Origin of the sequence: Peribacillus simplex (assembly GCF_900156045.1) — a bacterium.
Classification (GTDB): domain Bacteria; phylum Bacillota; class Bacilli; order Bacillales; family DSM-1321; genus Peribacillus; species Peribacillus simplex_D.
Window position 1 is genome coordinate 174,724 of the sequence record NZ_FTMX01000004.1, and the last position, 25,744, is coordinate 200,467.

Genomic DNA, 25,744 nt, shown 5'->3' on the forward strand with positions numbered 1-25,744 from the left:
GAGTGTTGAATTTGAGACTTAAAGATAAAGTGGCGTTAGTGACGGGTGCAGGATCTGGTATGGGAGCTGCGATTGCACAAAGATACCTTAAAGAAGGCGCACAGGTTGTTTTTGCAGATATAAATATAGAATCAGCGCAAAGAGCAGCTCAAGAATCAGGAGCGTCAGAGGATATGTGGCTTGCCACATACATCAATGTTGGCAGCCAAGTCGATGTGAAAAATTGCGTAGAACAAACAGTTCAAAAATTTGGCAAGTTAGATATTCTCGTGGCAAACGCAGGAATTACGATACGGAAACCTTTTCTTGAATTAACCGAAGAAGATTACGACCGTGTTATGCAAGTTAATGCTAAAGGAGTATTTCTTTGCAGCCAAGAAGCTGCTCGTGTTATGTCTACTCAAGGAGGTGGCGCTATTATACATATCTCTTCTACTACTTCTATCCTTGCAGAACCAAATACTGTAGAATATGGTGCTTCCAAAGGAGCGGTTGCTGCTATGACACGTCATATGGCATCTGATCTTGGAGGGATGAAAATCCGAGTGAACGCCATTGCACCAGGAACTATTCGGACCAATTTGACCGGGGCACGGCTCGCAGATCAAGGGGTAATGGAACGTGAAAGTAGTCTAACCATGCTTAACCGGGTTGGTGAGACTGGAGATATTGTAGGTCCAGCTGTTTTTCTGGCCTCAGACGAATCTTCCTTCATCACTGGGACTCATATTTTCGTAGATGGAGGTTACTCAGTGAAATAATTATGTGATTAGAAGCTATATGCAAATTCAAGGCAAGTTCGGACTATGAGAGTGTTGTCAATCCAAAGGTGTAATGTGTTTATGAATATGTCTCTGAGTTAATATATTCTTCTTTATATTTCTATATTATAAAATTTGTACTGAAACCCTTAAAACAGGTTACTCAATTTATCGACAAATGGAGTTCGGATGGTCTCTCAAATCATGATTTTAAAACAAGACTAGGTTATACATAATGGTTTTTTACTGACTTTTGAAACCCTTATTGATTTAAGAGATTTGCCACCGAACATCGTTAGAAGCTTGCGGTGAGGAGGATTGGCAGACAGTCGGCGAAATGGAAGTGTTTCTGAAGACAACTGAACGTTTTTCAAAGAAATTAACTGAAGGCAACTCGATTTCCTCGAATTTGTCTTCAGTCTTGAAACCCATAATACGGGTTTCTTTTTTTTATACAGGACAACTTGTAAATAATTTATTTTCATGTGCAGAAAAAAGTTGCAGAATATTTTACATCTTGTCTAATGGTGTGGATTTAGAGAGCTAATATAATAAGCTCTAAGGATGGCTAAACTTTTACATATAGGGGGATTTAAAGTGGAATTAACAAAGGAAGTTCAAATACTAAAGAACTATATCGGCGGAGAATGGGTAGAATCTGCAAGTGCGCAAATTGAGGAGGTTCCAAACCCAGCAACTGGAGAAATCATTGCTCGTATACCAATTTCTACTCGTGAAGATTTAGACCAAGCGGTTGTGGCTGCAAAGGAAGCCTTTAAAAAATGGAGAAAAGTGGCTGTACCTCGACGGGCACGCATTTTATTCCGCTATCAGCAACTGTTGATTGAAAACTGGGAAGAGCTGGCCAAGATTGTTACATTAGAAAATGGAAAAAGCTATAACGAAGCTTATGGAGAAGTTCAAAGAGGGATTGAGTGTGTAGAATTTGCGGCAAGTGTGCCAACTTTAATGATGGGGGAACAACTTCCTGATATTGCAACAGGTGTCGAGTCAGGCATGTATCGTTATCCAATTGGAGTTATTGGTGGTATTACTCCTTTTAATTTCCCTATGATGGTTCCGTGCTGGATGTACCCGCTGGCCATTGCATGCGGAAACACGTTTGTATTAAAGCCATCAGAAAGAACACCTTTGCTGGCTAACCGTTTAGCTGAACTTTTTAAAGAAGCAGGTCTTCCAGATGGCGTATTAAATATTGTCCATGGTGCACATGACGTTGTTAATGGCATTCTAGACAATGAGGATGTAAAGGCTGTATCTTTTGTGGGCTCTCAACCTGTGGCTGAGTATATATACAAAACAGCAGCAGCTAATGGCAAACGTGTTCAAGCTCTTGCTGGAGCAAAAAATCATTCGATTGTCATGCCAGATGCAGATTTGGACAATGCCGTAACCAATATTACAGGTGCTGCCTTTGGATCTGCAGGTGAACGCTGTATGGCTGCTGCCGTCGTTGTTGCAGTTGGAGACGTAGCAGAAGAATTAATCAATCGGCTTAAAAAAGCAGCTGATGAAATCAAAATAGGAAACGGGATGGATGAAGGTGTATTCCTTGGGCCAGTTATCCGTGATTCACATAAAGATCGCACCATTAGTTATATAGAAAGTGGCGAAGCTGAAGGCGCTTCCTTAATCCGAGATGGAAGAAATGATGCAGTAGATGAGCAAGGCTACTTTGTTGGACCGACAATCTTTGATCATGTGCAGCCTAAAATGAAAATCTGGCAGGATGAAATTTTTGCTCCTGTATTATCGGTTGTACGAGTGGAAAGTTTGGAAGAAGCAATTGAACTTACAAACAAGTCTGAATTCGCAAATGGTGCATGTCTATATACAGACAGTGCGAAAGCGATTCGTGAATTCCGTGAAGAAATAGATGCTGGCATGCTTGGTGTTAATCTTGGAGTCCCTGCTCCCATGGCTTTCTTCCCATTTTCAGGTTACAAGAAATCCTTCTACGGTGATCTTCATGCAAATGGAAAAGATGGGGTAAACTTCTATACTCGTAAAAAGATGCTTACTGCCCGATATTAAAAAATAAATATAGATTCAGTCGTATATGGGGGTTGATTATTGTGAAAACAACAGAGCTTACGAAGAGTTTACAAGCAACAGATGAAAAGTACTTATGGCATGCAATGAGAGGTGCAACTGTAAATCCATCAAATTTAATTATTACAAAAGCAGAAGGTGCATGGGTGACTGATATTGATGGAAAACGTTATTTGGACGGAATGTCAGGTCTTTGGTGTGTGAATGTTGGATACGGTAGAAAAGAGCTTGCGAAAGCCGCCTTTGAACAGCTTGAAGAAATGCCATATTTCCCTTTAACGCAAAGTCATGTCCCAGCCATTAAATTGGCCAAAAAGTTGAATGAATGGCTTGGTGATGATTACGTTATTTTCTTTTCTAATAGTGGATCGGAAGCGAATGAAACTGCATTTAAAATCGCTCGTCAGTATCACCAACAAAAAGGGGATAATGGACGCTATAAATTTATCTCACGCTATCGTGCTTACCACGGTAATTCAATGGGGGCTCTCGCAGCAACAGGTCAAGCACTACGTAAGTACAAATATGAGCCATTAGGGCAAGGCTTTTTACATGTAGCACCGCCTGATACATACCGAAATCCCGATGATGTTCATACCCTTTCGAGTGCTGATGAAATTGATCGTGTTATGACATGGGAGTTAAGCCAGACGGTAGCTGGTGTGATTATGGAACCGATCATTACGGGGGGCGGGATTTTGATGCCTCCTGATGGATATATGGAAAAGGTGAAAGAAATTTGTGGGAAGCACGGTGCGTTACTTATTTGTGATGAAGTAATATGTGGATTTGGCCGGACAGGGAAACCGTTTGGGTTTATGAACTATGGAGTCCAACCAGATATTATTACAATGGCAAAGGGGCTTACAAGTGCTTATCTTCCTTTGTCTGCTACAGCAGTCAGAAGAGAAATTTATGAGGCTTTCACAGGTAGTGAAGATTATGACCGGTTCCGCCATGTCAATACATTTGGAGGAAATCCTGCTGCTTGCGCTCTAGCTTTGAAGAATTTAGAGATTATGGAAGACGAAAAGCTCATTGAACGTTCCAGAGAGTTGGGTGAACGGCTGTTACGTGAGCTGGAAGATGTAAAAGAGCATCCAAACGTAGGAGATGTTCGCGGAAAAGGTCTTCTTTTAGGTATAGAACTAGTCGTAGATAAGCAAACAAAGGAACCAGTTGGGATTAAAAAGGTGAACAAAGTGATTAACTTTTGTAAAGAAAAGGGTCTTATTATTGGTAGAAATGGTGACACCGTTGCAGGTTATGATAACGTTTTGCAACTATCTCCTCCATTAAGTATTACAGAAGAGGATTTTACTTTTATTGTTAAGACATTAAAGGAAAGCATATTTCAATTGTAGTAACTTTGTCATAAATCAATTTTAACTAACAGACTTTGATAAAAAATATCTTATTTTAATGTTGTGTAAGAAACAGAATTGAAGTAGATTAAAAGCCTTTTAAATCAAATTTTTATAAAAAGGTGGGGCTTGCCCCATCTTTTTTATTTCTAAACAATAAGGAATTTGAGGGTAGGGGGAGAACTTTGATAGTCAAACATATACTGGTAGGCCAGCTTCAGCCACTTTTGGACTAAATGGACCGTAGTGTGAAAGTGTAATTAAAGATTGAAAGTATCAAAACGACTAATGAAATAAGTCTTAAGGTGACATCAACTCAACAATATAAACTCTATTAGTGCTCTATGCCCGGAATTGTTGTCAAAAATATAAGAAAATGGAATTAAAATAAAAGAGGTTTTTCTATGGAGATAAGTGACATATATTATGGCGGTTTTTCTTTGTTTAGGGGCTATTGATAAATGTATGGGGTAAATTATTTCAAAATTATTAATATTTTATTATTTAATTGATGAGTAATGAAATATTTAAATGCATAATCTTGTGGTAACTACTATATTACAAAACACGAGATTTAATAATAAATTGTTGAGATAAATTAACTGCAATATTTTCATGGTGGATGAGAAGTGAGTAAATTAAATGTTGGAAATATAGGGAGTAATACCTTTCAATAAAAGCTTTCCTTCTTCATTAAGCCGAGAGAACAAAAGTTAGATAAGCCAGAACAGAAACATCATTAGAAAGCCGGTATTTGGAAGAAGAAACTCTTTATAATACTCTGATGATCTCTCATAAGACAAAGGCAAAAATGAGAAATCAGAAGGGAAACTGCAACTGGATGAGAGGGGTATTCATTATGGGGACATTAGTAGACTGGTTGAATGGCTATGTTTGGAGTCCAGTATTAGTCTATACTTTTTTAGGTTTAGGATTGTTTTACTCAATTTCTACTCGTTTTCTCCAGTTCCGACTTGTTAAAGATATGATAAAACTTATTTTTGAAAGTAAAAGCTCTGAAGCTGGAGTATCTTCTTTTCAAGCATTAGCTTTATCATTATCTAGTAGAGTAGGGGTAGGAACGATTGCAGGAGTAGCTACAGCAATCGCTTACGGTGGACCGGGTGCCGTATTCTGGATGTGGTTTATGACATTTTTGGGTGCATGTACTGCATTTATTGAAACAACCCTTGCACAAGTGTACAAAAGAAAACTAGATGGAGAGTTTCGTGGTGGGACACCTTACTATATTGAAAAAGGATTAAAAATAAAGTGGTTGGCAGTTTTATTTGCTGTGATAACAATGATTGTTTCATCAGTTTTGATACCTGGTGTTCAAGCGAACGCTGTTTCATCTGCAATGAATACTGCATTTGGGATAGAACCTTTAGTCACAGGAATTGTATTTGTTGTTGGACTAGCAGCCATTATTTTTGGTGGTGTGAAACGTATCGCTAAAACTGCTGAGATTGTTGTTCCATTTATGGCCATTGCCTACATTTTAATTTGCGTGATTGTATTAATTAAAAATGTTGCTCAAATCCCTGATGTAGTAACCTTGATTTTTACGAGCGCCTTTGGGACAAATGCTGCATTTGGTGGAATTATTGGTTCAGCTATCACATGGGGAGTAAAGCGAGGTGCTTTTGCGAATGCTGCTGGATTTGGCAGTGAAACATTTTATCCTGCTGCTACAGAGGTATCTCATCCGGCAAAACAAGGGTTAGTTCAGGCTTTTTCAGTCTATATTGATTCATTAGTAATTTGTTCAGCAACAGCATTCATGATACTAGTTACAGGTATGTATAATGTGACACCAGAAGGAAGAGCACCAATGGTAAATAATCTAGGGGATCTAGAACCCGGTCCAATCTATACGCAAAAAGCAGTAGAATCTGTAATGCCAGGCTTTGGAGCTCCTTTCGTTGCCATTGCAATTTTGTTCTTTGCTTTTACTACTCTCATGACTTATTTCTATATGGCGGATACAAACCTTGCATTTCTTAATCGGAAACGAAAAGTGAAGTTAGTTTGGCCAAAACATGTTCTAAGGGTTGCCCTATTGATCACTGTTTTTTATTGTAGTATAAATACATCGACACTAGCATGGGCATTGGGTGATCTCGGTTTCGGGGTGATGGCCTGGTTAAATCTTATAACCCTCATAATTCTTACAAAGCCCGCCATAAAAGTTCTAAAAGATTATGAAAGACAGAAGAAAGAGGGGAAAGATCCTTTATTTGATCCAATAAGGATAGGTGTTTCAAATGCTGATTTTTGGGAGAAGGAATATCAGGAAATAGACTCCCCAGAAAAAAAAGAGCAAAAAACTATGTCTTCCTAAAAAAAGACACTTTAACTTATGCCTAGTATGTAGCTAAAATGCTTTGATGAATAACTAAAAATTCAGTAATAAAGCAGCGGATATAGATTCTCTTGATGAATATGTAACAACTTTAAGCAACCATTCCTTAATTCTCAATAGAATATGGTTGCTTTTTTTTATTAGGTTTAAAGTGGTCTGATTATACTTTTGTGTAATTTGAGGTTGTGTTGCGATATGTGTCAAATGAGAGAATAGCTATTTTTTACACAGTGTCCAATGGAAACAAAAGTAATATATCTTATCTTTAGATTAATCACATATTAAAAGTTCAATGAACTTAAAATTAGTGAATTCATAATTACGTTGAAGAGGTGAGTGTAATGAATTTAGTTATAAATGAACTTCAATCAGCTTTAGTCAACACTGATATTACTCAAAAAATGTATATCAACGGTGAGTGGGTGTTAAGTGAAGCCAATCAAACAAGAGACATCATTAATCCTGCAAATGGAGAGGTAATTGGAACAGTTACTGAGGGATCAACAGAAGATGCAAAAAAGGCAATTGAAGCTGCGCGAAAGGCATTTTATGTAAATGGATGGATGAATAGCAGAGCTAGACATCGTTCAGAACTCCTTCTGCAAATTTCAAATAAACTAGAAGAAAGAAAAGCAGAATTTGCTTATTTGGATACATTGAATAACGGAAAAACATTAAGAGAGTCATTGGGTGATGTTGAAGATGCAGTAAACCAATTACGTTATTATGCAGGGTTAGCAACGAAACCTCATGGTCAGACATATGATGTTCCGGATGATATTCAAGCAATGGTTGTACGTGAGCCAATCGGAGTTGTAGGAATAATCGTTCCGTGGAACTATCCATTAGTAATGGCAAATCAAAAAATTGCTGCTGCCCTAGCTGCAGGTTGTGCAATAGTAGTCAAACCAGCACAACAGACACCACTTTCTGTCATTCGCCTATTTGAAATAATAGAAGAAGTAGGATTTCCGCCAGGTGTCGTTAACTTAGTGTTGGGTGCTGGAAGTAAAGTTGGAGCCGAGTTAGTTTCTAATCCTGATGTAGATAAAATTTCCTTTACTGGCGGTACCGATACAGGTATTAAGTTAATGAAATCAGCGGCAGATACCGTTAAAAAAATTAGTTTAGAATTAGGTGGAAAATCTCCTAACATCGTTTTTGCTGATGCAGATTTTGAAACAGCAGTTGATTATGCATTATATGCTATTTTTGCAAATCAAGGCCAAGTGTGTTCGGCAGGTTCAAGGTTATTACTGGAAGAAAGCCTCTATGAAAAGTTTGTGCCTGAACTAGTGAAACGTGCGAATAAGATTAAGGTAGGTCCAGGATGGATAGACGGAATTGAAATGGGACCACTGGTTTCAGAGGCCCATATGAACACTGTGCTTGATTATATTGAGATTGGAAAAAATGAAGGAGCCACCTTGCTTTGTGGAGGAGACCGAATTGTCGAGGGTGATTATGGAAAAGGTTATTTTGTTAATCCTACAATCTTTGGCGATACGACTCCTAGTATGAGAATTGTACAGGAAGAGATTTTTGGTCCTGTTTTGGTGATTCAAACGTTCAAAACAGAAGAGGAAGCCATTGAATTAGCGAATGGTACTGCCTTTGGATTGGCAGGTGCTGTTTTCTCAAATGACGGCGCTAAAGCACAGCGTGTGATTCGCCAATTACGTGCAGGGATTACTTGGATCAATACGTATCATCCAACATTTAATGAAGCTCCTTGGGGCGGATACAAGCAAAGTGGAATCGGAAGAGATCTGGGAACATATGGTTTTGACGAGTATCTAGAAACGAAGCAAATTAACATAAATCTTAAAGTAGAACCATCAGGATTTTTTGAAGGAAACTAATCGTAGGGAAACTATTTATTTAGAGGGGATTACAAATGAGAAGTTTCGACGTCATTGTCATTGGAGCAGGTGTAATCGGATCTAGCGTTGCATATCATCTGACAAAAAAGGGTCTTAAGGTTGCATTAATTGAAAAGGGCGGCGTTGCCTCGGGTACATCCAGTAGATGTGACGCAGTTGCATTAATTTGTGATAAAAAACCTGGTATTGATACCGAAATAGGGTATGCAAGTATTCAACTCTTCAAACAATTAGCCAAAGAATTTTCAGTGGATTTCGAATTTGCCTCACGAGGAAGTCTATATGTTTGTGAAACAGAAAAAGAGCTTGAAATTGCTAGGGGATATGTTTCTCAACAAGCTAAAGATGGTTATGATATGCGCATGGTTGATAGACATGAATTGCAGGAAATTGAACCATATTTGGCTGATGATTTAGCTGGTGGGATTTGGACAGAAGTAGATTCTTCCATGAACCCATATAAATTATGTTATGCGTTTGTTGAAGAAGGAAAAAAGTTAGGGTTGGAAGTTTATGACTATCATTCTGTTCAGAGTATTTCACTGGATACCAAAGGGCGAGTTGAACGTGTAGTGACAGACCGGGGCACGTTTAAAACAAAAAGGATTGTAAACTGTGCCGGTGTATGGTCACCTAAGATAGCAGAAATGGTAGGGATTCACATACCGATCAAGCCAAGAAAAGGAATGGTATTAATCTCTGAAAAAACGCCATTCAAAGTAGCCAGTCAAAAAGTTCATGAATTTGGATACATGTTATCCAAATTTGAAGATATTCAGTATAAAAGAAATGTAAGTGAATTAGTAGAAAAACATAATGTAGCTTTTACAATTGAACCTACTGATGCCAATAATTTCTTGGTGGGAGGGCATCGGGCCTTTACAGGATATGATGTTAGTTCTGAAGTTGAAGTTATGCACGCAATAGCAGAGAGGGCAATTCGGTTCTTGCCTATCTTAAAAGAAATTAACTGTATAAGAGCTTACGCAGGAGTAAGACCTTGGGTTGAAGATCACCTTCCTATTGTATCAGAAGTAGAAGAAGTCCCAGGGTTCTTTATTGCCAGCGGACATGAGGGGGACGGCATCAGCATGGCTCCTATTACAGGAAGAATGGTGACGCAGCTTATTGCGGGTGAGCCAACAGATTTTAATATTGATAAACTAAATTATTCTAGATATAAGAAAAAACAAGCTGTTAATGGCTGAAACTTATGAATGTAATTAAAAATTAAAATAATAGGGTTAATAATAGGAGGAATAAATTATGAGTATTGCACCAAAAGGGATTTTTGTACCATTAATTACACCATTCAATGAGGATGAAACAATAGATTTTCCGTCTTATAAGAAAGTAATCGACTTTCAAGTAGAAAATGGAGTCCATGGTCTTCTGGTTGGAGGCACAACAGGAGAATATCATGTTATGTCATTAGAGGAACGTAAAAGCTTAATCAAGGCGGGGTGTGAATATGCTGCAGGACGAGTGCTTGTTATGGCAGGTGTTGGATGCTCAACGGCCCAGGAGACAATCGAACTTGCCAATTATGCTGCAGAATGTGGCGCTAAATGGGGGCTGGCTCTGCCTCCGTATTATCATAAGACAAGTGAAGAAGGCATTCTTGAATTCTTCAAAGAAATAGCTGCAAAATCAAATGTCGGAATCGTCATCTACAATTATCCAGGAGCAACTGGTGTTACCATTTCACCTGAAATGATTTATGAATTGAGCCAGGAAGAAAACATTGTAAGTGTCAAAGAGTCTGCAGATTTTGGTCACTTATGTGAAGTTGTGTCTTTGACGAAGGATGTTGAAAACTTTACTGTATTTACCGGTGAAGAACACTTTATTCTTCCTACTTTCTCTATTGGAGGACAGGGTGCTTTTGGAATCCTCGTCAACCTGCTTCCTAAGGAACTGGTTGAGCTATACGAGCTGGTCGTTGAGAAGAGCGATATAAATGCTGCACGTGATTTGAATCGAAAATTATCAAGTATCTATGGCTTAATGGAGGCGGAAGGCAATCCATATCCTGGTCCGGTAAAAGCAGGCATGGACTTGATCGGCCTGAAAGGCGGAAAAGTGAGAAAGCCTTTAACACAGCCTACTGACGAGATAAAAGCAAAACTTAATGAGGAACTGGTCAAGTTAGGATATGAGGTTAAATCACTGACAAAAGCGTAATTTGAATAGAATAAGATTAAGAGTTTCAGAGAATACACATTTGTATTCTCTGAAACTAGAAGGAGGGTCCTTCATTGACCACCAAATCATTGAACGATGAACGGGAATATGGCTATTTGGAAAAGGAAATCCAGATTATCACCATGAAAAAAGGGCAATATGTAGCGGGCTATTCCGTTGGCATTCTTTATTTAGATGACTGCTGGTATCCGGTTTTACCGGGAAACGTTGCTAACCTTTCCACTTACGACTTCCCAGTACAGCTAAAAGTAGTGCCCAACTGTAACCAGGAAAGAATCCATGCAGGCGATCCTACACTGCTGGATGACATAATAAAAGCAGCCAAGCAATTTGAAGCAGAGGGAGCACGCGCCATATGTGCAGCATGCGGATTTTTTGGGAATTTTCAAGATAAAGTAGCGGCAGCTGTTGATATCCCTGTTTATCTTTCAAGTGTTGTTCAAGTACCTTGGATCAAAACAGGCTTGAAGCCGAGCCAGAAAGTAGGCATGCTTACAGCAGACGCTCATGGAATTACGCCCGAGTTATTCAAAAGCTGCGGGGTAGATAATCCGGATATGTGTGTAGTAAAGGATTTGGGAAAACTGCCGGAATTTTCAGCGATTATCGAAAGCAGAGGATCTTTTGATAATGAAAAAGTGAGAAAAGAGGTAGTGGATGCAGCTGTACAAATGGTGAATGAAAATCCTGATATTGGTGCCATCCTGCTTGAATGCAGTGATTTGCCACCATATGCAGCTGATATTCAAAGAGCAGTGAAGCTTCCAGTATTTGATTTTATTACGATGATCAGATGGGCTCATTTTGCGACCAGCCAAAAACCATATAACGGCTTTATCTAAAACATAAAGATAAAACAAGATAAACGTAGCATGCAAATCTGTAAACACCCCAGCTTTTCAACATATCTTCTGATGTGCTGCTCTATACTGTACGTATGAGACATCTAACGTTCTCTTCTGCGTAAAAATAGTTGGTTGCGCATCTATTTTTATACAAGAAGAATGTTGATGTCTTTTCTTCTAAGGAATTGAATCCTTATAAGGAATTACTAGAACACTTTGATAGAAATTGCAGTTTCTAACACAATTCAAAAAAACTTAAAAAATAAACTAGCTATTTTGAAAGTAGTGGAGGTGCATTCAATGAATGAAAAACAAACAATAGTATGTAGATGCGAAGAAATCACTATGAATGAAATAAAAGAAACCATTGAACAGTTTCATTGTTCCTCACGTGAAGTGAAATTGCGAACACGTGCAGGAATGGGCTCTTGTGGAGGGCGTACTTGCCGCACCGTAATTGATCGATTAGTAGAACAGCTGGGAGGAACAGCTATTTCTAATGAAGTGCCACTTAGCTACCGTCCTCCTGTACGGCCTATTACATTCGGGGTTTTAGGAGGAGAAAAAGAATGAATTCTATGAGAGTGGAACATCATCCTGTTCTAGGGGATCTTAACAATCAAAAAGAAATTAAGATTTACTTTGATGGTCAACAATATACGGCTCGCGAAGGTGATACAATTGCCTCTGCCTTGCTCGCATCTGGAATTCGAACGCTTCGCCTTCATGAAGACAAAGCAACGCCACGTGGGATTTACTGCAATATCGGCCACTGTTTTGAATGTCGAGTAAGGGTGAATGGGAAAAATACAGTTCGTGCTTGTTTAACGCCAGTAGAAAACAAGATGCATATTGAATCAGGCAAAGCTCTTCCTGCCTCTTTATTAAAAGGAGGTACATTATGATTGACGTAGTTGTTGTAGGCGCAGGCCCCGCTGGGCTAAGCGCAGCTATTGGAGCTGCAGAACATGGGTTACAAGTATGCGTGGTTGATGAGTTTCTAAAGCCTGGAGGTCGTTTATTAGGGCAATTGCATGAAGAGCCTGATGGGAAATGGGTGAACGGTATCGAAGAAGCCCAAAAACTTTATAATCAAGCCATTGAGCTGGGCGTGGATATCCGCTGCGGTATCTCTGTGTATGATTTAAGAAAATTAGAAAGCAGCTGGTGTGTATATACCACTGATGACATGATCGAGTCTAAATGCCTTTTGCTTGCTACTGGTGCATCAGAAACTCCGATCCCTATTCCAGGGTGGACGCTTCCAGGTGTAATGTCGATTGGAGCAGCCCAGGTAATGGGAAATGTGCATCGTGTGAAGCCCGGGGAAAAAGGCATTATCATCGGTGTGAATGTGCTTTCGGTTGCCATCGCAAGAGAATTGCAGCTATGTGGAGTCCATGTTGAAAGTATTTTACTTCCGCAGCCAGGACTTTTGGCTGGAAGTGCCGGCAATCCAGAAAAAATGATGGAATCCCTTCTGAGATTGTCTCATCTGGCTCCTTCCCCTTTAATACGGATGGGAGGAAAATGGGTAAGTCCAAAATTGGGTGCGCGTTTGTTTCCGAAAAATGGATTCAAAATGTGGGGTATTCCGATTCAGCTGCGTAAAGCGGCTCTTGAAATCTTAGGGGACAATCAAGTGGAGGGTGTTCGAATGGCTGAAGTTTCTGCTAGCGGGGAAGTGTTGCCAGGAACTGAAAGAACAGTATCAGCTGATTTTGTTTGTATTGCCGGCGGCCTTACCCCTATGTCTGAACTTGCCTCTGTTGCTGGGTGCTCTTTCTGCTATGTTCCTGAACTGGGCGGGCATGTTCCCTTACACAATGAATTTATGCAGACGAACCTTTCCGGTTTGTATGTAGCAGGCAATATTACAGGTGTTGAAAGCGCTAAGGTGGCAAGGGCTCAAGGAACAGTGGCTGGTCTTACGATTGCAGGTGAACTTAACGCCCTAGCGGGACGTGCTGATGCAAAGATTAAAGAAGCTATTGCAGAGGTTATTGAAACACGACGCAAAGCGCTAATTCAATTCCAACCAGGAATTCAAGAAGCACGTACGGAACTTCATCATAAATTTTATGAAGAGCGTGGGAAAAGAATCTTGGTCTAATTACGGATATTCATGACTGTTAGTTGTTTTTTACTGAATACAATCTTGTGCCCATGCTAAAAAATTCAACTCCCGTATTAGAAAAAAGTCTAATGCGGGCGTACTTAGTTGACTTTCAGAAGATTATATTCCTGATTCGGTTTTCGTTAGGTTAAATTACGGGTTTTTCAAAATCAATGCATGGAGGTTATATAAATGAAGGTTTTAGTCATTGTAGCTCATCCAAATATTGAAGAGTCGATTGTGAATAGAACATGGATAGGAGAATTGAAGAATCATCCCTCTGTAACTGTTCATGAACTATATAAACAATATCCGGATGAAAAAATTGATATTGAAAGAGAGCAAAGGCTATGTGAAGAACATGATAGGATTGTTTGGCAGTTTCCATTTTATTGGTATAGCTCTCCGCCACTTCTTAAAAAATGGCAGGATGAGGTACTCACACATGGATGGGCTTACGGTTCGGATGGGAATAAATTACATAATAAAGAGCTCATTTTAGCAGTATCGACTGGAAGTGCAAAAGAAAGGTACCAAGCTGGTGGGCGTAATAATTATTCTATGAGTGAACTCTTAAAGCCCTTTCAAGCAACTAGTAATTTAATAGGGACAAAATTTTTACCTCCAATAATTTTCAATGGAACATATACCGCAAATGACGAAGAGATTAAAGAAAGTGCAAAAGCATATGTGGATTATATTTTTACCAAGGATGTTTTTCAATAAGAAATATTATATTTGCGATAAGTGAGGGATTGAATCTAGAGCATTATTAAGGTATTTTATGTTGCTCGAAAAACACAAAACTAATCTAAATTGAAACTTCATTTCCAGGTTTAGATTTTTTTACATAGATCCAAGTCCAGTTTCAAGATGACAATCAGCAATAAAAAAGATGAATTTAAGGTTAATGGATACAATTGGTTAACTCCCAGTCTTGACTTTTTACATATAAAAGCCCTTCTCATAATCGAGAGGGGCCAATTTTTATTTGAATTTATTAATCCATCATAGCAAGTTTTTTAAAACCATTATTTTTTTATATCCTTCATCTCAATTAAGTATATGTTTCACCTGTAAGGTGGGATTCAAACATATCGATGATTTCAAGAAAACGTTCAGCTTCACGGAAAACGTGATCTGCCAATAAAGGATGGATAATGCTCTTGATTTTGCATTCTTCGATTAAATCTCTGGCGGTTTTCTTAAAGTCTCGAAGTGATACGACGGAAACTCGGTTCTGATCTAGAAATTGATCCAAAAGAGGAGCGGTTTGAGATTGCGGTTTCATGGACTCTAAGTCCACAGCTTGAAAGACTAATTGATCAAAATCATTGCTAAATCCTCGCGCCATATCCACCAGCTTTCTTTCCGAGGGATCAAGAAGATGTCCGATGAATTTTGCATGATCCGCCATGATCCTTAAAAAGAAAACATTTTCTTTGATGATGGCATCTGCAAGTGGTTTCAATTTGCCCTCATTTAATTCTTTTAATCGTTTTCTGAAATAATTGGCTTCCCTGCTTGTATGGTCGACTAAAAGTGGGAAATTGTTTGCACCAGGCAATTTACAGGTGAGTATCAACCCCAATACCTTCCTTTTGAATAAAAATATTCCTGTAGCGGCTTGTTGCACTTCCGAGTTAAATCTCCTAATCTGTTCTGGATCAGTTTGATTTGTTAATGAATGGGATTGCTGTTCTATCCGTTCAAATAAATGATAAAACTGATTTGCCTCCTCAATTAGCTGTGTATCTTCACATCTAAAACCTAGTCTTAAAAATAACGAGTGTTCCTTCATTATTCTTGACCAAAAACGAATCTCATCTAAAGAGCGTGCAACAAACATTCCTGATTTATTCCTCATAGCTTCCTGTATGTCCTCATTCATATCTAAAGCCCCCTTTATAAAACAAAACCATCATTGAATCTTATTAACAAAGGGACATTAGTATTCTGCTCAATTTGAATATAGATAAAATTAATTACTATATCCTTTTAGCACCTCAAACCAATCGGTGCTTGTTGGCGTTTTTATGATGAGTTCTTATTGTAATTTCTTGAAGGGGAATGCCATTCATCCATGTTCTTGCCGTATATGTGATTATTTGCATTTTAGCGAGAAAGGAAAATGGATGTTGAACCTAGGATGGCACCAAAAGCAAGTAACATTAAAGATTCAAAGGGGGAATCGAATACCATGTATTTTCTAGAAAAAATTTCGGCAGCCGCTTTGTTTAAAAACCCTTAGACTTTTGCCTAAGGGATCTCACATTTTAATCCAGCAGTATCATTAGGTTACTATTGATCGTCATTTGTCACTAAGTTCATTTATTTTTTTCGTAAGCTCGTTAAACTTCTGGTCGAGTTCTGTGTACGCTTTATCGTTTGGAGTCATAAAGCTAAGCTTTCCCAAAACTTCTTGTCTTTCTGTTTCAAGTGTTAATCGTAGTTCTTCCAGATCATCTCTTTGGGAGGATGATTCATACAATTGTTTTTGTATGTGATGATTTGAAATGATGAGTTTGCTGCTTGTCGTTTTTTCGAGAAAATATCGATCATGCGAAACGACGATTAGCGTTCCAGTATACTGTGCTAAGGTATCTTCAAGTTGTTCCCGTGAAGCTAAGTCCAGGTGATTTGTCGGCTCATCCAAAATAAGCACATCTTTTTCTTCCAGGATATATTCCATTAACTTACACTTCACTCGTTCACCCATACTCATATTCTTAATGGGTTCTGTCCATTGAGATGCCGTGAAGCCTAAATGCTTCATTAAAGTTTGAACGTTACCTCTCGACTCGAAAGATTCTTTATGAAATAGCTGGGAGGGTGTTAGTTCAAGTGGCAAATCAAACACCTCTTGCGTCAAATAGCCAATTTTTGCAGATGGTGAAATCCAAACATTGCCCGTAAAAGTTTCATGACCAAGAATTATTTTTAGTAATGTCGTCTTTCCGCTGCCATTGGGACCTATTATGGAAACCTTCTCACCATGCTGAATCGTGAAATTGACGTTTTTAAATAGTGTTCGCTCGTTAAAACCCTTAGTCAAATTCTTAACTTCCAAAAAACGTTTTCCCGTCTTATTTTTTGCTTTAATTGAAAAGCGTACAGTATATTCGGATTCAACAGGTTCAGCTTTTGCTTTTTCTAGCTCTTTTTCAAGACGCTTTTGTTTAGATTTTACCTGTGCATCCATTCGTTTTGCTTTTACGCGATAGTATTCCTTAACTCCTTCCTTTTTCGTCGATTGGGAATGGGCTTTTTTTGACCAAGAAGTGATTTCATTCATTTGTCCCTCAATCCGTTCAACCATTTTTTGCTGTTTTTCAAATTCCCGTTGTTGTGTAAGTCTTTTTTGTTTGCGAACCTCCATATAACTAGAATAATTCCCTCTGTGTTCAATTAGCTTTTTATCTTCAATCGACCAAATTTTCGTTGCAACAGCATCCAAAAAATAACGATCATGCGAAACAAAAATGATGGTACCTCTATAATTTTTTATTTGTCCCTTGAGGAATTCTAAGCTGTCCTCATCAAGATGGTTCGTCGGTTCATCTAATAGTAAAAGGTCTGCATCCATAGAAAGTCCTTTTGCAAGTCGGGCTTTCAGTTTTTCTCCCCCGCTTAATTGCTGGAATTCATGGCCTGGTACATGCATTTTATCAAGTAATTTAACTTCGGAAGGGGTCTTATCTTCGGAAGGATGCGACACGACTTCTTGTTCAACCATAAAAACTTTCAAGTCTTGCTGCAGCCATTGGAATTGTCCACGTACAGGCTCTAAATCATGGTTAATTAATTGCAACATCGTAGATTTACCGGCACCGTTTTTGCCAATGATACCGATGATTTCCCCTTGTTGAACACTGGCATTTACATTTTCAAAAATGTTTACGTCCATTACTTCATAGCTAATATTAGTTAATTTTAATAATTCTTTCATATAATTCATCCCTCTCCTTAATGGGAGGATAAAAAAAATCCTCCCAATTCATATGGAAGGATTAGCCGTACCTGTGCATTGTCAAATAAGAGCTATTTGAGTATAGCTCTGTAATTTATAGAAAATGGGCAGACTAATCCTATTTCGTATGATTTGAAATATGTGATTTCAAATTTTAAAAATAAGATTAGTTAATCATCGGCCACCCATCATCCCTTCTGATATTAATAAAATCAGTATAGCATAAATTGATCTTTGAAAACAAAAGGAAACAGCATAATACTTTGCTTTCAGTCCAATTTTAAAGATTTATTATTGTTTAAACTCCATCAAATATCTTATTATAAGGTGGGCAATAGGACTGCATTAGTCCTATATATGATGTGTTTATTAGGGGTATGTTAAAATCATAAAACATTTACCGCCATAGGGTTGTTTCCTTAAGGAGGACATTAATATGGAATATATAAAGGGAATCGATGTTTCACATTGGCAAGGTGCCATTAATTGGGGGGAAGTTGCAAAGGCAGACGTGAACTTCGTGTTCATTAAAGCAACAGAGGGAACGAGTTATTCTAAGTTATCCTATTTCAAAGAAAATGCACCACAAGCATTGGCAGCTGGATTGAAAGTCGGGGCCTATCACTATGCAAAGTTTGCAACTGTTGCAGAAGCAAAGGCTGAGGCAGCTTATTTTTTAGATTCAATCAGCACTTTTGCTTTAAATTACCCTGTTGTTCTTGATCTTGAGGAAAATAAAAAAAGGGCAAAGAAAAAAACGCTGACCGATGCAGCATTAGCTTTTTTAGAGTCTATTGAAGAAGCTGGATATACGGCCATGCTGTATACTGGTAAATACTTTCTCGAAAATAGTTTGGATGAATCAAGGTTGACGAATTACGCATTGTGGATTGCCAGATACAACAGCGCGTTGGGACGTAGCGCAGATATTTGGCAGCATTCTGATTCGGGTAAAATAAGGGGCATCAGTACAAAGGTGGATTTGAATATAGCCTATAGGGATTTTACAAATACAATAAATACTTTTAGGAAGCACAACTCCCGTGCATTGAAAACCGAAACAACGACAACTTATACTGTAACAAAGGGCGACACACTTAGCTTCATTGCAAAAAAACATAACACAACTGTAAAATCCCTTGTTAGTCTTAACGGAATTAAAGACCCCGACAAAATTTATATCGGTCAAAAATTAAGGTTGAAATAAATAAAGGCTCTTCTCATTACGAGAGGAGCTCAGTTTGTATAATTTAAAACAGAGTAGATTGGAACGGAAGGTGCGAGACTCCTTCGGGAAAAGCGCGTTCAGGGGAGACCCCGCAGGCGCAAAGGCGCCGAGGAGGCTCCCGTACCGCCCGCGGAAAGCGAGTGCCTGGAGAGTAAATCAACGTTCAAATTGTACAAACCCTTAAAATACTGTAGATAAACTCGACTCATCTCATTACGATAGGACTTATTTTCTAATATATTCCTTATATTTCTTTAAGTTCGTCAATTGCTACTTCTGATCTTTCCTCTAATGGTCCTCTTAAATGTACGGTAGCCGTTCTTCCATCTTCATTTAAATTATCAATCCATACTGAGGTGCCATTATATCTCACCTCAATGTCGGATGAAGAAGAAAGTATCTGTTTTACACGCTTAACATCCACATATATCCCTCCCTGCTAATTAGTCTACCTATTATTTGGGGAAAGGCTTAATTTTATTCGTTTATTCAGGGAATAATGTTGCAACTAATTCATATAAGGCTAGATGATGTTTAACCTTCCGTGTTATTCTTAATCTTGAAAATATTGTAAAATGAATCTTGGCGTGATGAATTTTGAAAAAATGCAGACTGGAGTCAGTTTTTCTCAATGGGCTAAGTCTAAACAAAAAAGAATATGTTATAGAGCTAACGGATGCCTTCCTTTCAAATAGGGGAGTGCTTCGTACCTCCTACTCAAATGGAGTTTATGGGACGGAAGGGTTGAATAAGGAAGTAGTTAAGATGGGACAATATTGGAGGAGAAAGTGTTGTTTGGTTTGAAGTCCATAAGCATTCTATACATGTTTTAAGGGGGGTATCATGGAATTATCGTTATTATTGGAATATGGCTGGGTATTAATTATTCTAATTTTTTTAGAAGGATTATTATCTGCCGATAATGCATTGGTTTTAGCCATTATGTCAAAGCATTTACCAAAAGAACAGCAAAAAAAAGCGATTAATATTGGGTTGCTTTTAGCTTTTATATTTAGGATTGGTGCAATCTTTATTATTTCGTACCTTTTCCATGTTTGGCAAGTTCAAGCAATTGGTGCTGCATATTTGATTTTCATCTCATTAAAGCATTTACTAAAAAAAGATCACGGGGAGAAAGAGGGAAAAGGGAAAAGCTATCGCATGACCGTTGCGCAAATTGCATTGGCTGATATTGCTTTTGCTATCGATTCCATTTTAGCTGCAGTCGCTCTTGTCATTGCCTTGCCAGATACACCAATGGGTGATATAGGAGGTATGGATGGGGCAAAGTTCATTGTAATTTTATTAGGAGCAATTGCAGGTTTAATTGTCATCCGGTTTGCAGCAGGATACTTTGTTAAGATACTGACGGAACGACCTAGCCTCGAAACGGCAGCCATGTTAATCGTTGGTTGGGTAGGGGTTAAGTTATTAATGCATACCCTTGCTCATCCAGCCGTGCACATTATCCCACACGATTTTGTTGAAGGACCGATTTGGAATATTATCTTTTGGTCAGTCATGCTTCTTATTGCTATAGGCGGATGGTTTTTATCTGGAAAAACAGTGAAAAATGATAGGCAAAATGACTAATGTTATCAGAATAAAAAAGAGTGGAAATACCTTAGTGTTAATTTTTGTAAACCTTATGTTTCTAAATAGGATTTTTAGACCGACTTCCAATTTCGGTCTTTTTTTGCTTCCAGGCATTTGCTTTCCGCGGCGTTCCGGAAGCCTCCTCGGCTCCTTTACGCCTGCGGGTATACAATGGACTCGCTTTTCTAAGCAGGAGTTGATTTATTCACTGCTAAAATCTGTGTACTGTGCACTATGCGATGATGAGGATACTAGAAGATTTATGGGCAGCGTTCAAAAAACCAGAGGCAGCACTGCCGAAATGTAAGAAAGGGCACAGCATTGTTTTTATATCCACCCCGATGACCAGTTCTGATCGGCTAGGATCTACTTTCCTTCCTTATGGCACCGCCGAAATCCAAATGAATGAGCCCAGTTACATTAAGGATATATTTTTAAAAGAAGGCTCTTTTCGTAAAGATTGTTGTTTTTGTAACGAAACGATTTTAGGTTGATTGAAGCGGAAGTGCGAGACTCCTGCGGGAGCAGCGGGACAGGTGAGATCCCACAGGCGTTCACGCCGAGGAGGCTCACCGCCCGCCTCGCGGAAAGCGAGCATCTGGAGGGGAAATCAACCACACCGCATTACTTGGTAAATAGCAACAAAGTATGCGAAAACAGCCTAAAAGAATCAATTATAAAGGTCTAAATCTTTACAGTATTTCCGCACTAACCGTGATGCTTTTGATTGGCTAATGGATAATTGATGAGCGACCTTCCTTGTACTCCTGAGTTTTGTATATGAGTTAACAATCAGGTTTCTTTCAAGTTCTTCTATTGCTACATCTAATGAATCATCTTGTAGCATTTGACTTGATTTGTTCTGGATGGTGCTGTTTTGACCATGTGGCGTTTCTTGACTTGGGGTTTCTTGAGCATTTTTTTGCTGTAGCATTATCGGTAAATCGGATACTTGAATGATAGCATCACTCGTTACAACTAAGCTTTCTATTAAATTCTCTAATTGTCTTATATTTCCGGACCATGGATAGTCATAAAAAATATCGAGGACTTCCTTCGATATAATCCGATTAACTTGATACTTTTTATTGAATACTGAAAGAAAATGGTAAGATAGCGGAATGATATCTTCTTTTCTTTCCCTTAATGGCGGTATTTGTAAATTAACTACATTAAGTCGATAATATAAATCTTCTCTAAATCTTTTTTTCTGCACCATTTCAAATAAGTCTCGATTGGTAGCGGAAATAATACGAATGTCCACTTTCTTTAGTTCTCTGCCCCCGACAGGAAGAAATTCAAGGTCTTGAATAACCTGTAAAAGCTTAGCCTGAATATTAAACGGGATTTCCCCTATTTCATCCAAAAATACAGTACCGCCGTTTGCCATTTCAAGTAGTCCTTTTTTTCCGCCTTTATTTGCCCCGGTAAAAGAACCATCGGTGTATCCGAAAAGTTCTGATTCTATTAATTGTTCCGGTATGGTAGCACAGTTAATGGATAAGAAAGGCGAGTTCTTTCGAAGTCCTCTATTATGAATGTATTTAGCCAACACTCCTTTCCCAGTGCCAGACTCCCCTTGAATCAAAATGGTCGCATCAACCATGGAAATCTTATCGCAGACCTCCATTACATTGTTCATCTGTTCGTTGTTCGTAATTACGCTTTCTTTTAAAGAATTCTTTTCACTTAGTTTTTCTGGTTCTTGTTCGTCCGGAATGTATAACCCTTTATAGTTTGGTTCTTGTGCTGTTGTAATAATAAGTTCAATTTCCTGTTCATCGTTAAGTAAAGGGATAGCTGTTGTAATCATTTCCTTTCCAATATATGAAACTTGCTTGATTGTAACCGATTTCTTTTCTTTCAAAACAAAGGGTAAAATACTGGGTTTCCAATATCCTTTGGAGAAAATTTCATTATTATGTTTTCCGACTATTTCGTTTAACTGCTTTCCATAATGCCTTTCATACGCTTTATTTGCATAAATAATGCAGGCATCTTTGTTAAGAACATATATCTCATTAGGTGAATGATCTAAAATTTTTTTCAATATCTCCGTACTCATTTCAATTTTTCCTTCATTATTCATTAAGTTTTGCATGAGTTTGCTCCCTTCATCTCCTTTTAAGTGTTAGGTGAGTCTATAATAACTAGGATGAGTCTATTGTGGTTAAATTGAGTCAATTATAAATCATATTTATACATTAAAGAAGGGGGAAATAGTAAAATATCGGTAATAATAGGGGTCGCCGAAATGGCATTATCCTTGCATAAGAGTTAAGTAAAGCTTGCTGCAGAAATAAGGAAATATGATGCCAATCGGCAGAGGAGGTTTAAAAGTGATACCTGTATCCTTATTCAGAGCAAGTCTTTATTTTTAAGGATAATTAAAAGGAGGAACTGCCATTATGTCGACAAAAGAAGAAATGAAAAGGCTGGACTATACACTACCTTATAATAAGTATGTGGATCCTGAAGTCATGAAGGAGGAAAGGGAAAAAATTTTCTATAAAAATTGGATCATGGTTGGGCATACAAGCCAGGTAGAAAAGGTTGGAGACTTCTTTACATTTGATTTGGTTGGGGAGCCGATTATTGTAACACGGGGCAAGGACGAAGAGTTGCATGCTTTTTATAATATTTGCCCTCACCGTGGTGCGATAGTCGAGCGGACAGAACAGGGCAATAAAAAAATTCTCCAGTGTATTTATCATGGATGGACATTCCATTTAGATGGTAAGGTGAACAGGACTCCAAATTTCAAAACAAATGATATAGAAAAACCTAGCTGCATGACTCCCATTCGTTTAGAAGTGCATCAGTCGATGATATTTGTAAATCTAAATCAGGATGCACCTGCATTCGAAACAGATTATCAATCTTTTTTAAATAACATAAATGAATATACATTTCTTAGTTCTTTAAAAAAGGTCAGGGAAAACCGTCGAATTGTTCAAGCTAATTGGAAATCAATCATTGACAATTATTTGGAATGTGATCATTGTCAAATTGCACATCCTAGCTTCTCGAAGGCCTTCGATTTAACTAAATATAGTATTACTCCTTGTGATAATTTTTCCTATCAGTGTACAACAGCTAGTGATGAAGAAGAAGGCCCTGGTGCACGTTTTTACTGGGTTTGGCCGAATACCATGATAAGTATATACCCAGGTACTGGGAATATGACGACGAGCCATATCATCCCGGTTGATGAAAAAAGTTCATTGGCCATTTATCGTTATTATTTTGCTGATGAGAACTTGACTGCAGACGAGGAAGATTTAATTAAATTTGTAGATCAAGTGCGGGAAGAAGACTTCGAATTAGTTGAGTTATTACAAAGTGGATTACATTCCAGGGCTTGTGGAAGAGGAGTATATTCTCCGACCGAGCATGGCTTGAAACATTTTCATCAATTAGTCACAAAGGCGATGCAAAGCTAGTCTGTAAGCTATAAATGACCTATGGTTTGATGGAATGAAAGCGCTTTATATGTTGGTCGTTCGTTAGGTGAATGATATAAAAGCTGGAGCTGAAAGTGTAAGTTATCATACTATCAAAAAGCAATGAAAGAGGGGTTCTTTTATTATGAAACAATCAAATGTTGATAAAGCAATCTTTTGGCCGGCTCTAGCTATTCTTGCTGCTTTATCAATTCCTGTACTATTAAATCCTAAAAAAGGGACTGCAATCCTCGGAGATATTCATCATTTAATTGCCGAGAGTTTGAGTTCATTATATTTATGGGCTGTGGTGGCGGCTTTAGGTTTCTTGATTTGGCTGGCATTTAGTAAATATGGAAGGATAAAATTTGGTGCGCCTGATACCAAGCCGGAATTTTCGACATTCAGTTGGTTAGCCATGTTATTTACCGCGGGAATTGGTGCAAGCATCACGTACTGGAGCGCGATTGAATGGGCGTATTATTACACGGCTCCGCCTTTTGGGGCAGAACCAAAATCTGCGGCGGCGGCAGATTGGGCATCTACTTATGGATTATTTCATTGGGGTTTTAGCGCATGGGTACTATATTGTCTACCTGCTTTGCCGATTGCCTATAACTTATATGTGAGGAAAAATCCGAGTGTGAAATTGAGTTCAGCGTGTGAAGGTGTTCTCAAAAAGGGAGCAAATAGCTGGTTAGGTAAAGCGATTGACGTTTTTTTCATGGTTGGACTGGTTGGAGGAATAGGGGCTGCACTAGGCTTGGGACTTCCAATGATTTCTGAGGGTATTTCTGAATTATTTAATATACCTCGAAGCTTTATGTTAGATATGACGCTAATAGTGGCCTTGACATTGATATTCTGTGTTAGCACGTATTTTGGTCTGAAAAAGGGCCTGAAAAGATTAGCTAACATCAATACGTACCTTTTTTTGGCACTTTCTGCATTCGTTCTTTTAGCTGGTCCAACTTTGTTTATAATATCCAGATTTACGGATAGCGTTGGAATTTTGTTGCAGAATTTCTTTCGTATGAGTTTCTATACCGACTCTGTTGCCAATTCTGGCTTCCCGGAAGCTTGGACGATATTTTACTGGGCCTGGTGGTTTGCTTGTGCTCCTTATATGGGCATATTTGTAGCGAAAATCTCGAAAGGAAGAACGATAAGGCAAGTCATTTTTGCTGAATGTATTGGAGGAACAGTAGGGTGTTGGGCGGCGTTTTCCATCATGGGTAATACAGGTCTTTACTTTGAACTTAATAAACTTGTTCCTGTCATTGACATTTTAGAGAAAAAGGGTGGGGAAGCTGCCATTGCTGCCATTTACCAGGGGCTTCCCGGCGGCAGTATAGCCTTGTTTGCCATTATGATTATCACCCTTATTTTTCTTTCTGCTACACTGGACTCTTCATCTTTCACATTAGCAAGCGCAGCATCAAAAAAGTTGTCATTAGATCAAGAGCCAGCTGGATGGCACAAAATATTTTGGGCGTTGGTGATAGAGCTTGTAGCGTTTTCAATGATGTTCGGTGGAGGACTGCATGCTCTTCAATCAGTAGTAGTCATTACTTCCGTTCCACTCATCTTAATAATGGCGATGGCTTCGATATCGCTCATTAAATGGATAAAAGAGGATCAGGCAGGAGGCAGCAGTATAGAAAACACTATCAATGAAGAACCTACAAAGCTAACATCTTAAAGTATCATTCAAACTAGGAGGATACAGTATATGGGATAAAAAACAGGCACCAGCTAAAGAAAATAGCTGGTGCCTGTTTGGCGTGATTTGTAGACAAAAAATGTCTCTAAACTACTTATCGCCAAGCCTGTGATAAATGGGAGTTTGATTCAGCGGAGCTTATTGACGGAGGGGACGTTCAGATACCTATCTG

20 protein-coding genes are annotated in these 25,744 nt (G+C 38.5%); 16 read left to right on the forward strand and 4 right to left on the reverse strand.

Annotation, left to right across the window (positions count from 1 at the left end):
* Positions 1-11 precede the first annotated feature (11 nt).
* The 12 genes from BW986_RS15150 to BW986_RS15205 all read left to right on the forward strand — a co-directional run bounded on the left by BW986_RS15150 (position 12) and on the right by BW986_RS15205 (position 14,338).
* Complete coding sequence (locus BW986_RS15150) at positions 12-761, forward strand: SDR family NAD(P)-dependent oxidoreductase (protein ID WP_076368709.1); 750 nt, start codon at positions 12-14, stop codon at positions 759-761.
* Between the two features lie 597 nt (positions 762-1,358).
* The gene (locus BW986_RS15155) at positions 1,359-2,816 is read left to right on the forward strand and encodes a CoA-acylating methylmalonate-semialdehyde dehydrogenase (protein ID WP_076368710.1); all 1,458 of its coding nucleotides are present in this window, start codon (positions 1,359-1,361) and stop codon (positions 2,814-2,816) included.
* A 41-nt stretch (positions 2,817-2,857) separates the two neighbouring features.
* Complete coding sequence (locus BW986_RS15160; protein WP_076368711.1) at positions 2,858-4,198, forward strand: aspartate aminotransferase family protein; 1,341 nt, start codon at positions 2,858-2,860, stop codon at positions 4,196-4,198.
* Between the two features lie 859 nt (positions 4,199-5,057).
* Positions 5,058-6,542: an alanine/glycine:cation symporter family protein gene (locus tag BW986_RS15165; protein WP_076368712.1), complete on the forward strand. Its 1,485-nt coding sequence runs from the start codon at positions 5,058-5,060 to the stop codon at positions 6,540-6,542.
* Between the two features lie 362 nt (positions 6,543-6,904).
* Complete coding sequence (locus BW986_RS15170; protein ID WP_076368713.1) at positions 6,905-8,425, forward strand: aldehyde dehydrogenase family protein; 1,521 nt, start codon at positions 6,905-6,907, stop codon at positions 8,423-8,425.
* Positions 8,426-8,460: 35 nt separating this feature from the next.
* Complete coding sequence (locus BW986_RS15175) at positions 8,461-9,654, forward strand: NAD(P)/FAD-dependent oxidoreductase (RefSeq protein ID WP_076368714.1); 1,194 nt, start codon at positions 8,461-8,463, stop codon at positions 9,652-9,654.
* 58 nt (positions 9,655-9,712) lie between these two features.
* Positions 9,713-10,630 carry a 4-hydroxy-tetrahydrodipicolinate synthase gene (gene dapA / locus BW986_RS15180; RefSeq protein WP_076368715.1) on the forward strand — a complete coding sequence of 306 codons (918 nt, stop codon included), beginning with the start codon at positions 9,713-9,715 and terminating at the stop codon, positions 10,628-10,630.
* 74 nt (positions 10,631-10,704) lie between these two features.
* Positions 10,705-11,493 (forward strand): aspartate/glutamate racemase family protein, encoded by a 789-nt coding sequence (locus tag BW986_RS15185; RefSeq protein ID WP_076368716.1) that lies wholly within the window; start codon positions 10,705-10,707, stop codon positions 11,491-11,493.
* 303 nt (positions 11,494-11,796) lie between these two features.
* Complete coding sequence (locus BW986_RS15190; protein WP_076368717.1) at positions 11,797-12,069, forward strand: (2Fe-2S)-binding protein; 273 nt, start codon at positions 11,797-11,799, stop codon at positions 12,067-12,069.
* Entirely contained in the window at positions 12,066-12,401 is a 336-nt protein-coding gene (locus tag BW986_RS15195) for a (2Fe-2S)-binding protein (protein WP_076368718.1), read from the forward strand. Before BW986_RS15190 ends, BW986_RS15195 begins: the two co-directional genes overlap by 4 nt.
* Positions 12,398-13,609, forward strand: coding sequence for an NAD(P)/FAD-dependent oxidoreductase (locus BW986_RS15200; RefSeq protein ID WP_076368719.1), 1,212 nt, complete (start codon positions 12,398-12,400; stop codon positions 13,607-13,609). The genes BW986_RS15195 and BW986_RS15200 overlap by 4 nt, the downstream gene beginning before the upstream one ends.
* Before the next feature lie 195 nt (positions 13,610-13,804).
* Complete coding sequence (locus BW986_RS15205) at positions 13,805-14,338, forward strand: NAD(P)H-dependent oxidoreductase (protein WP_076368720.1); 534 nt, start codon at positions 13,805-13,807, stop codon at positions 14,336-14,338.
* A gap of 331 nt (positions 14,339-14,669) precedes the next feature.
* Here BW986_RS15205 and BW986_RS15210 read toward each other — a convergent pair whose 3' ends face one another.
* Positions 14,670-15,503 (reverse strand): DUF2935 domain-containing protein, encoded by an 834-nt coding sequence (locus tag BW986_RS15210; RefSeq protein ID WP_076368721.1) that lies wholly within the window; start codon positions 15,501-15,503, stop codon positions 14,670-14,672.
* 420 nt (positions 15,504-15,923) lie between these two features.
* On the reverse strand, positions 15,924-17,561 hold the full coding sequence (gene abc-f / locus BW986_RS15215) for a ribosomal protection-like ABC-F family protein (RefSeq protein WP_076368722.1): 1,638 nt from the start codon (positions 17,559-17,561) through the stop codon (positions 15,924-15,926).
* A 457-nt stretch (positions 17,562-18,018) separates the two neighbouring features.
* Here abc-f and BW986_RS15220 point away from each other — a divergent pair, with 457 nt between their 5' ends.
* The gene (locus BW986_RS15220) at positions 18,019-18,789 is read left to right on the forward strand and encodes a GH25 family lysozyme (protein ID WP_076368723.1); all 771 of its coding nucleotides are present in this window, start codon (positions 18,019-18,021) and stop codon (positions 18,787-18,789) included.
* Between the two features lie 265 nt (positions 18,790-19,054).
* Here BW986_RS15220 and BW986_RS15225 read toward each other — a convergent pair whose 3' ends face one another.
* On the reverse strand, positions 19,055-19,234 hold the full coding sequence (locus BW986_RS15225; protein ID WP_076368724.1) for an H-type small acid-soluble spore protein: 180 nt from the start codon (positions 19,232-19,234) through the stop codon (positions 19,055-19,057).
* Positions 19,235-19,653: 419 nt separating this feature from the next.
* Between BW986_RS15225 and BW986_RS15230 the strand changes: the two genes are divergently transcribed.
* Positions 19,654-20,403 carry a TerC family protein gene (locus BW986_RS15230; RefSeq protein WP_076368725.1) on the forward strand — a complete coding sequence of 250 codons (750 nt, stop codon included), beginning with the start codon at positions 19,654-19,656 and terminating at the stop codon, positions 20,401-20,403.
* 673 nt (positions 20,404-21,076) lie between these two features.
* On the opposite strand, the gene BW986_RS15245 is transcribed toward BW986_RS15230, so the two are convergent.
* Positions 21,077-22,507, reverse strand: a complete 1,431-nt coding sequence (locus BW986_RS15245) for a sigma-54 interaction domain-containing protein (RefSeq protein ID WP_081395642.1) — start codon at positions 22,505-22,507, stop codon at positions 21,077-21,079.
* Between the two features lie 307 nt (positions 22,508-22,814).
* On the opposite strand from BW986_RS15245, the gene BW986_RS15250 reads away from it, so the two are divergent.
* The gene (locus BW986_RS15250) at positions 22,815-23,849 is read left to right on the forward strand and encodes an aromatic ring-hydroxylating oxygenase subunit alpha (RefSeq protein ID WP_076368728.1); all 1,035 of its coding nucleotides are present in this window, start codon (positions 22,815-22,817) and stop codon (positions 23,847-23,849) included.
* A gap of 145 nt (positions 23,850-23,994) precedes the next feature.
* Entirely contained in the window at positions 23,995-25,551 is a 1,557-nt protein-coding gene (locus BW986_RS15255) for a BCCT family transporter (RefSeq protein ID WP_076368729.1), read from the forward strand.
* Positions 25,552-25,744: the final 193 nt, after the last annotated feature.

Bases quoted from the DNA above. Each gene is read 5' to 3' on its own strand.
- BW986_RS15165 (WP_076368712.1), top strand. From the start codon at position 5,058: ATGGGGACATTAGTAGACTGGTTGAATGGCTATGTTTGGAGTCCAGTA.
- BW986_RS15170 (WP_076368713.1), top strand. From the start codon at position 6,905: ATGAATTTAGTTATAAATGAACTTCAATCAGCTTTAGTCAACACTGAT.
- BW986_RS15175 (WP_076368714.1), top strand. From the start codon at position 8,461: ATGAGAAGTTTCGACGTCATTGTCATTGGAGCAGGTGTAATCGGATCT.
- dapA (WP_076368715.1), top strand. From the start codon at position 9,713: ATGAGTATTGCACCAAAAGGGATTTTTGTACCATTAATTACACCATTC.
- BW986_RS15190 (WP_076368717.1), top strand. From the start codon at position 11,797: ATGAATGAAAAACAAACAATAGTATGTAGATGCGAAGAAATCACTATG.
- BW986_RS15195 (WP_076368718.1), top strand. From the start codon at position 12,066: ATGAATTCTATGAGAGTGGAACATCATCCTGTTCTAGGGGATCTTAAC.
- BW986_RS15200 (WP_076368719.1), top strand. From the start codon at position 12,398: ATGATTGACGTAGTTGTTGTAGGCGCAGGCCCCGCTGGGCTAAGCGCA.
- BW986_RS15205 (WP_076368720.1), top strand. From the start codon at position 13,805: ATGAAGGTTTTAGTCATTGTAGCTCATCCAAATATTGAAGAGTCGATT.
- BW986_RS15210 (WP_076368721.1), bottom strand. From the start codon at position 15,503: ATGAATGAGGACATACAGGAAGCTATGAGGAATAAATCAGGAATGTTT.
- abc-f (WP_076368722.1), bottom strand. From the start codon at position 17,561: ATGAAAGAATTATTAAAATTAACTAATATTAGCTATGAAGTAATGGAC.
- BW986_RS15220 (WP_076368723.1), top strand. From the start codon at position 18,019: ATGGAATATATAAAGGGAATCGATGTTTCACATTGGCAAGGTGCCATT.
- BW986_RS15230 (WP_076368725.1), top strand. From the start codon at position 19,654: ATGGAATTATCGTTATTATTGGAATATGGCTGGGTATTAATTATTCTA.
- BW986_RS15245 (WP_081395642.1), bottom strand. From the start codon at position 22,507: ATGCAAAACTTAATGAATAATGAAGGAAAAATTGAAATGAGTACGGAG.
- BW986_RS15250 (WP_076368728.1), top strand. From the start codon at position 22,815: ATGTCGACAAAAGAAGAAATGAAAAGGCTGGACTATACACTACCTTAT.
- BW986_RS15255 (WP_076368729.1), top strand. From the start codon at position 23,995: ATGAAACAATCAAATGTTGATAAAGCAATCTTTTGGCCGGCTCTAGCT.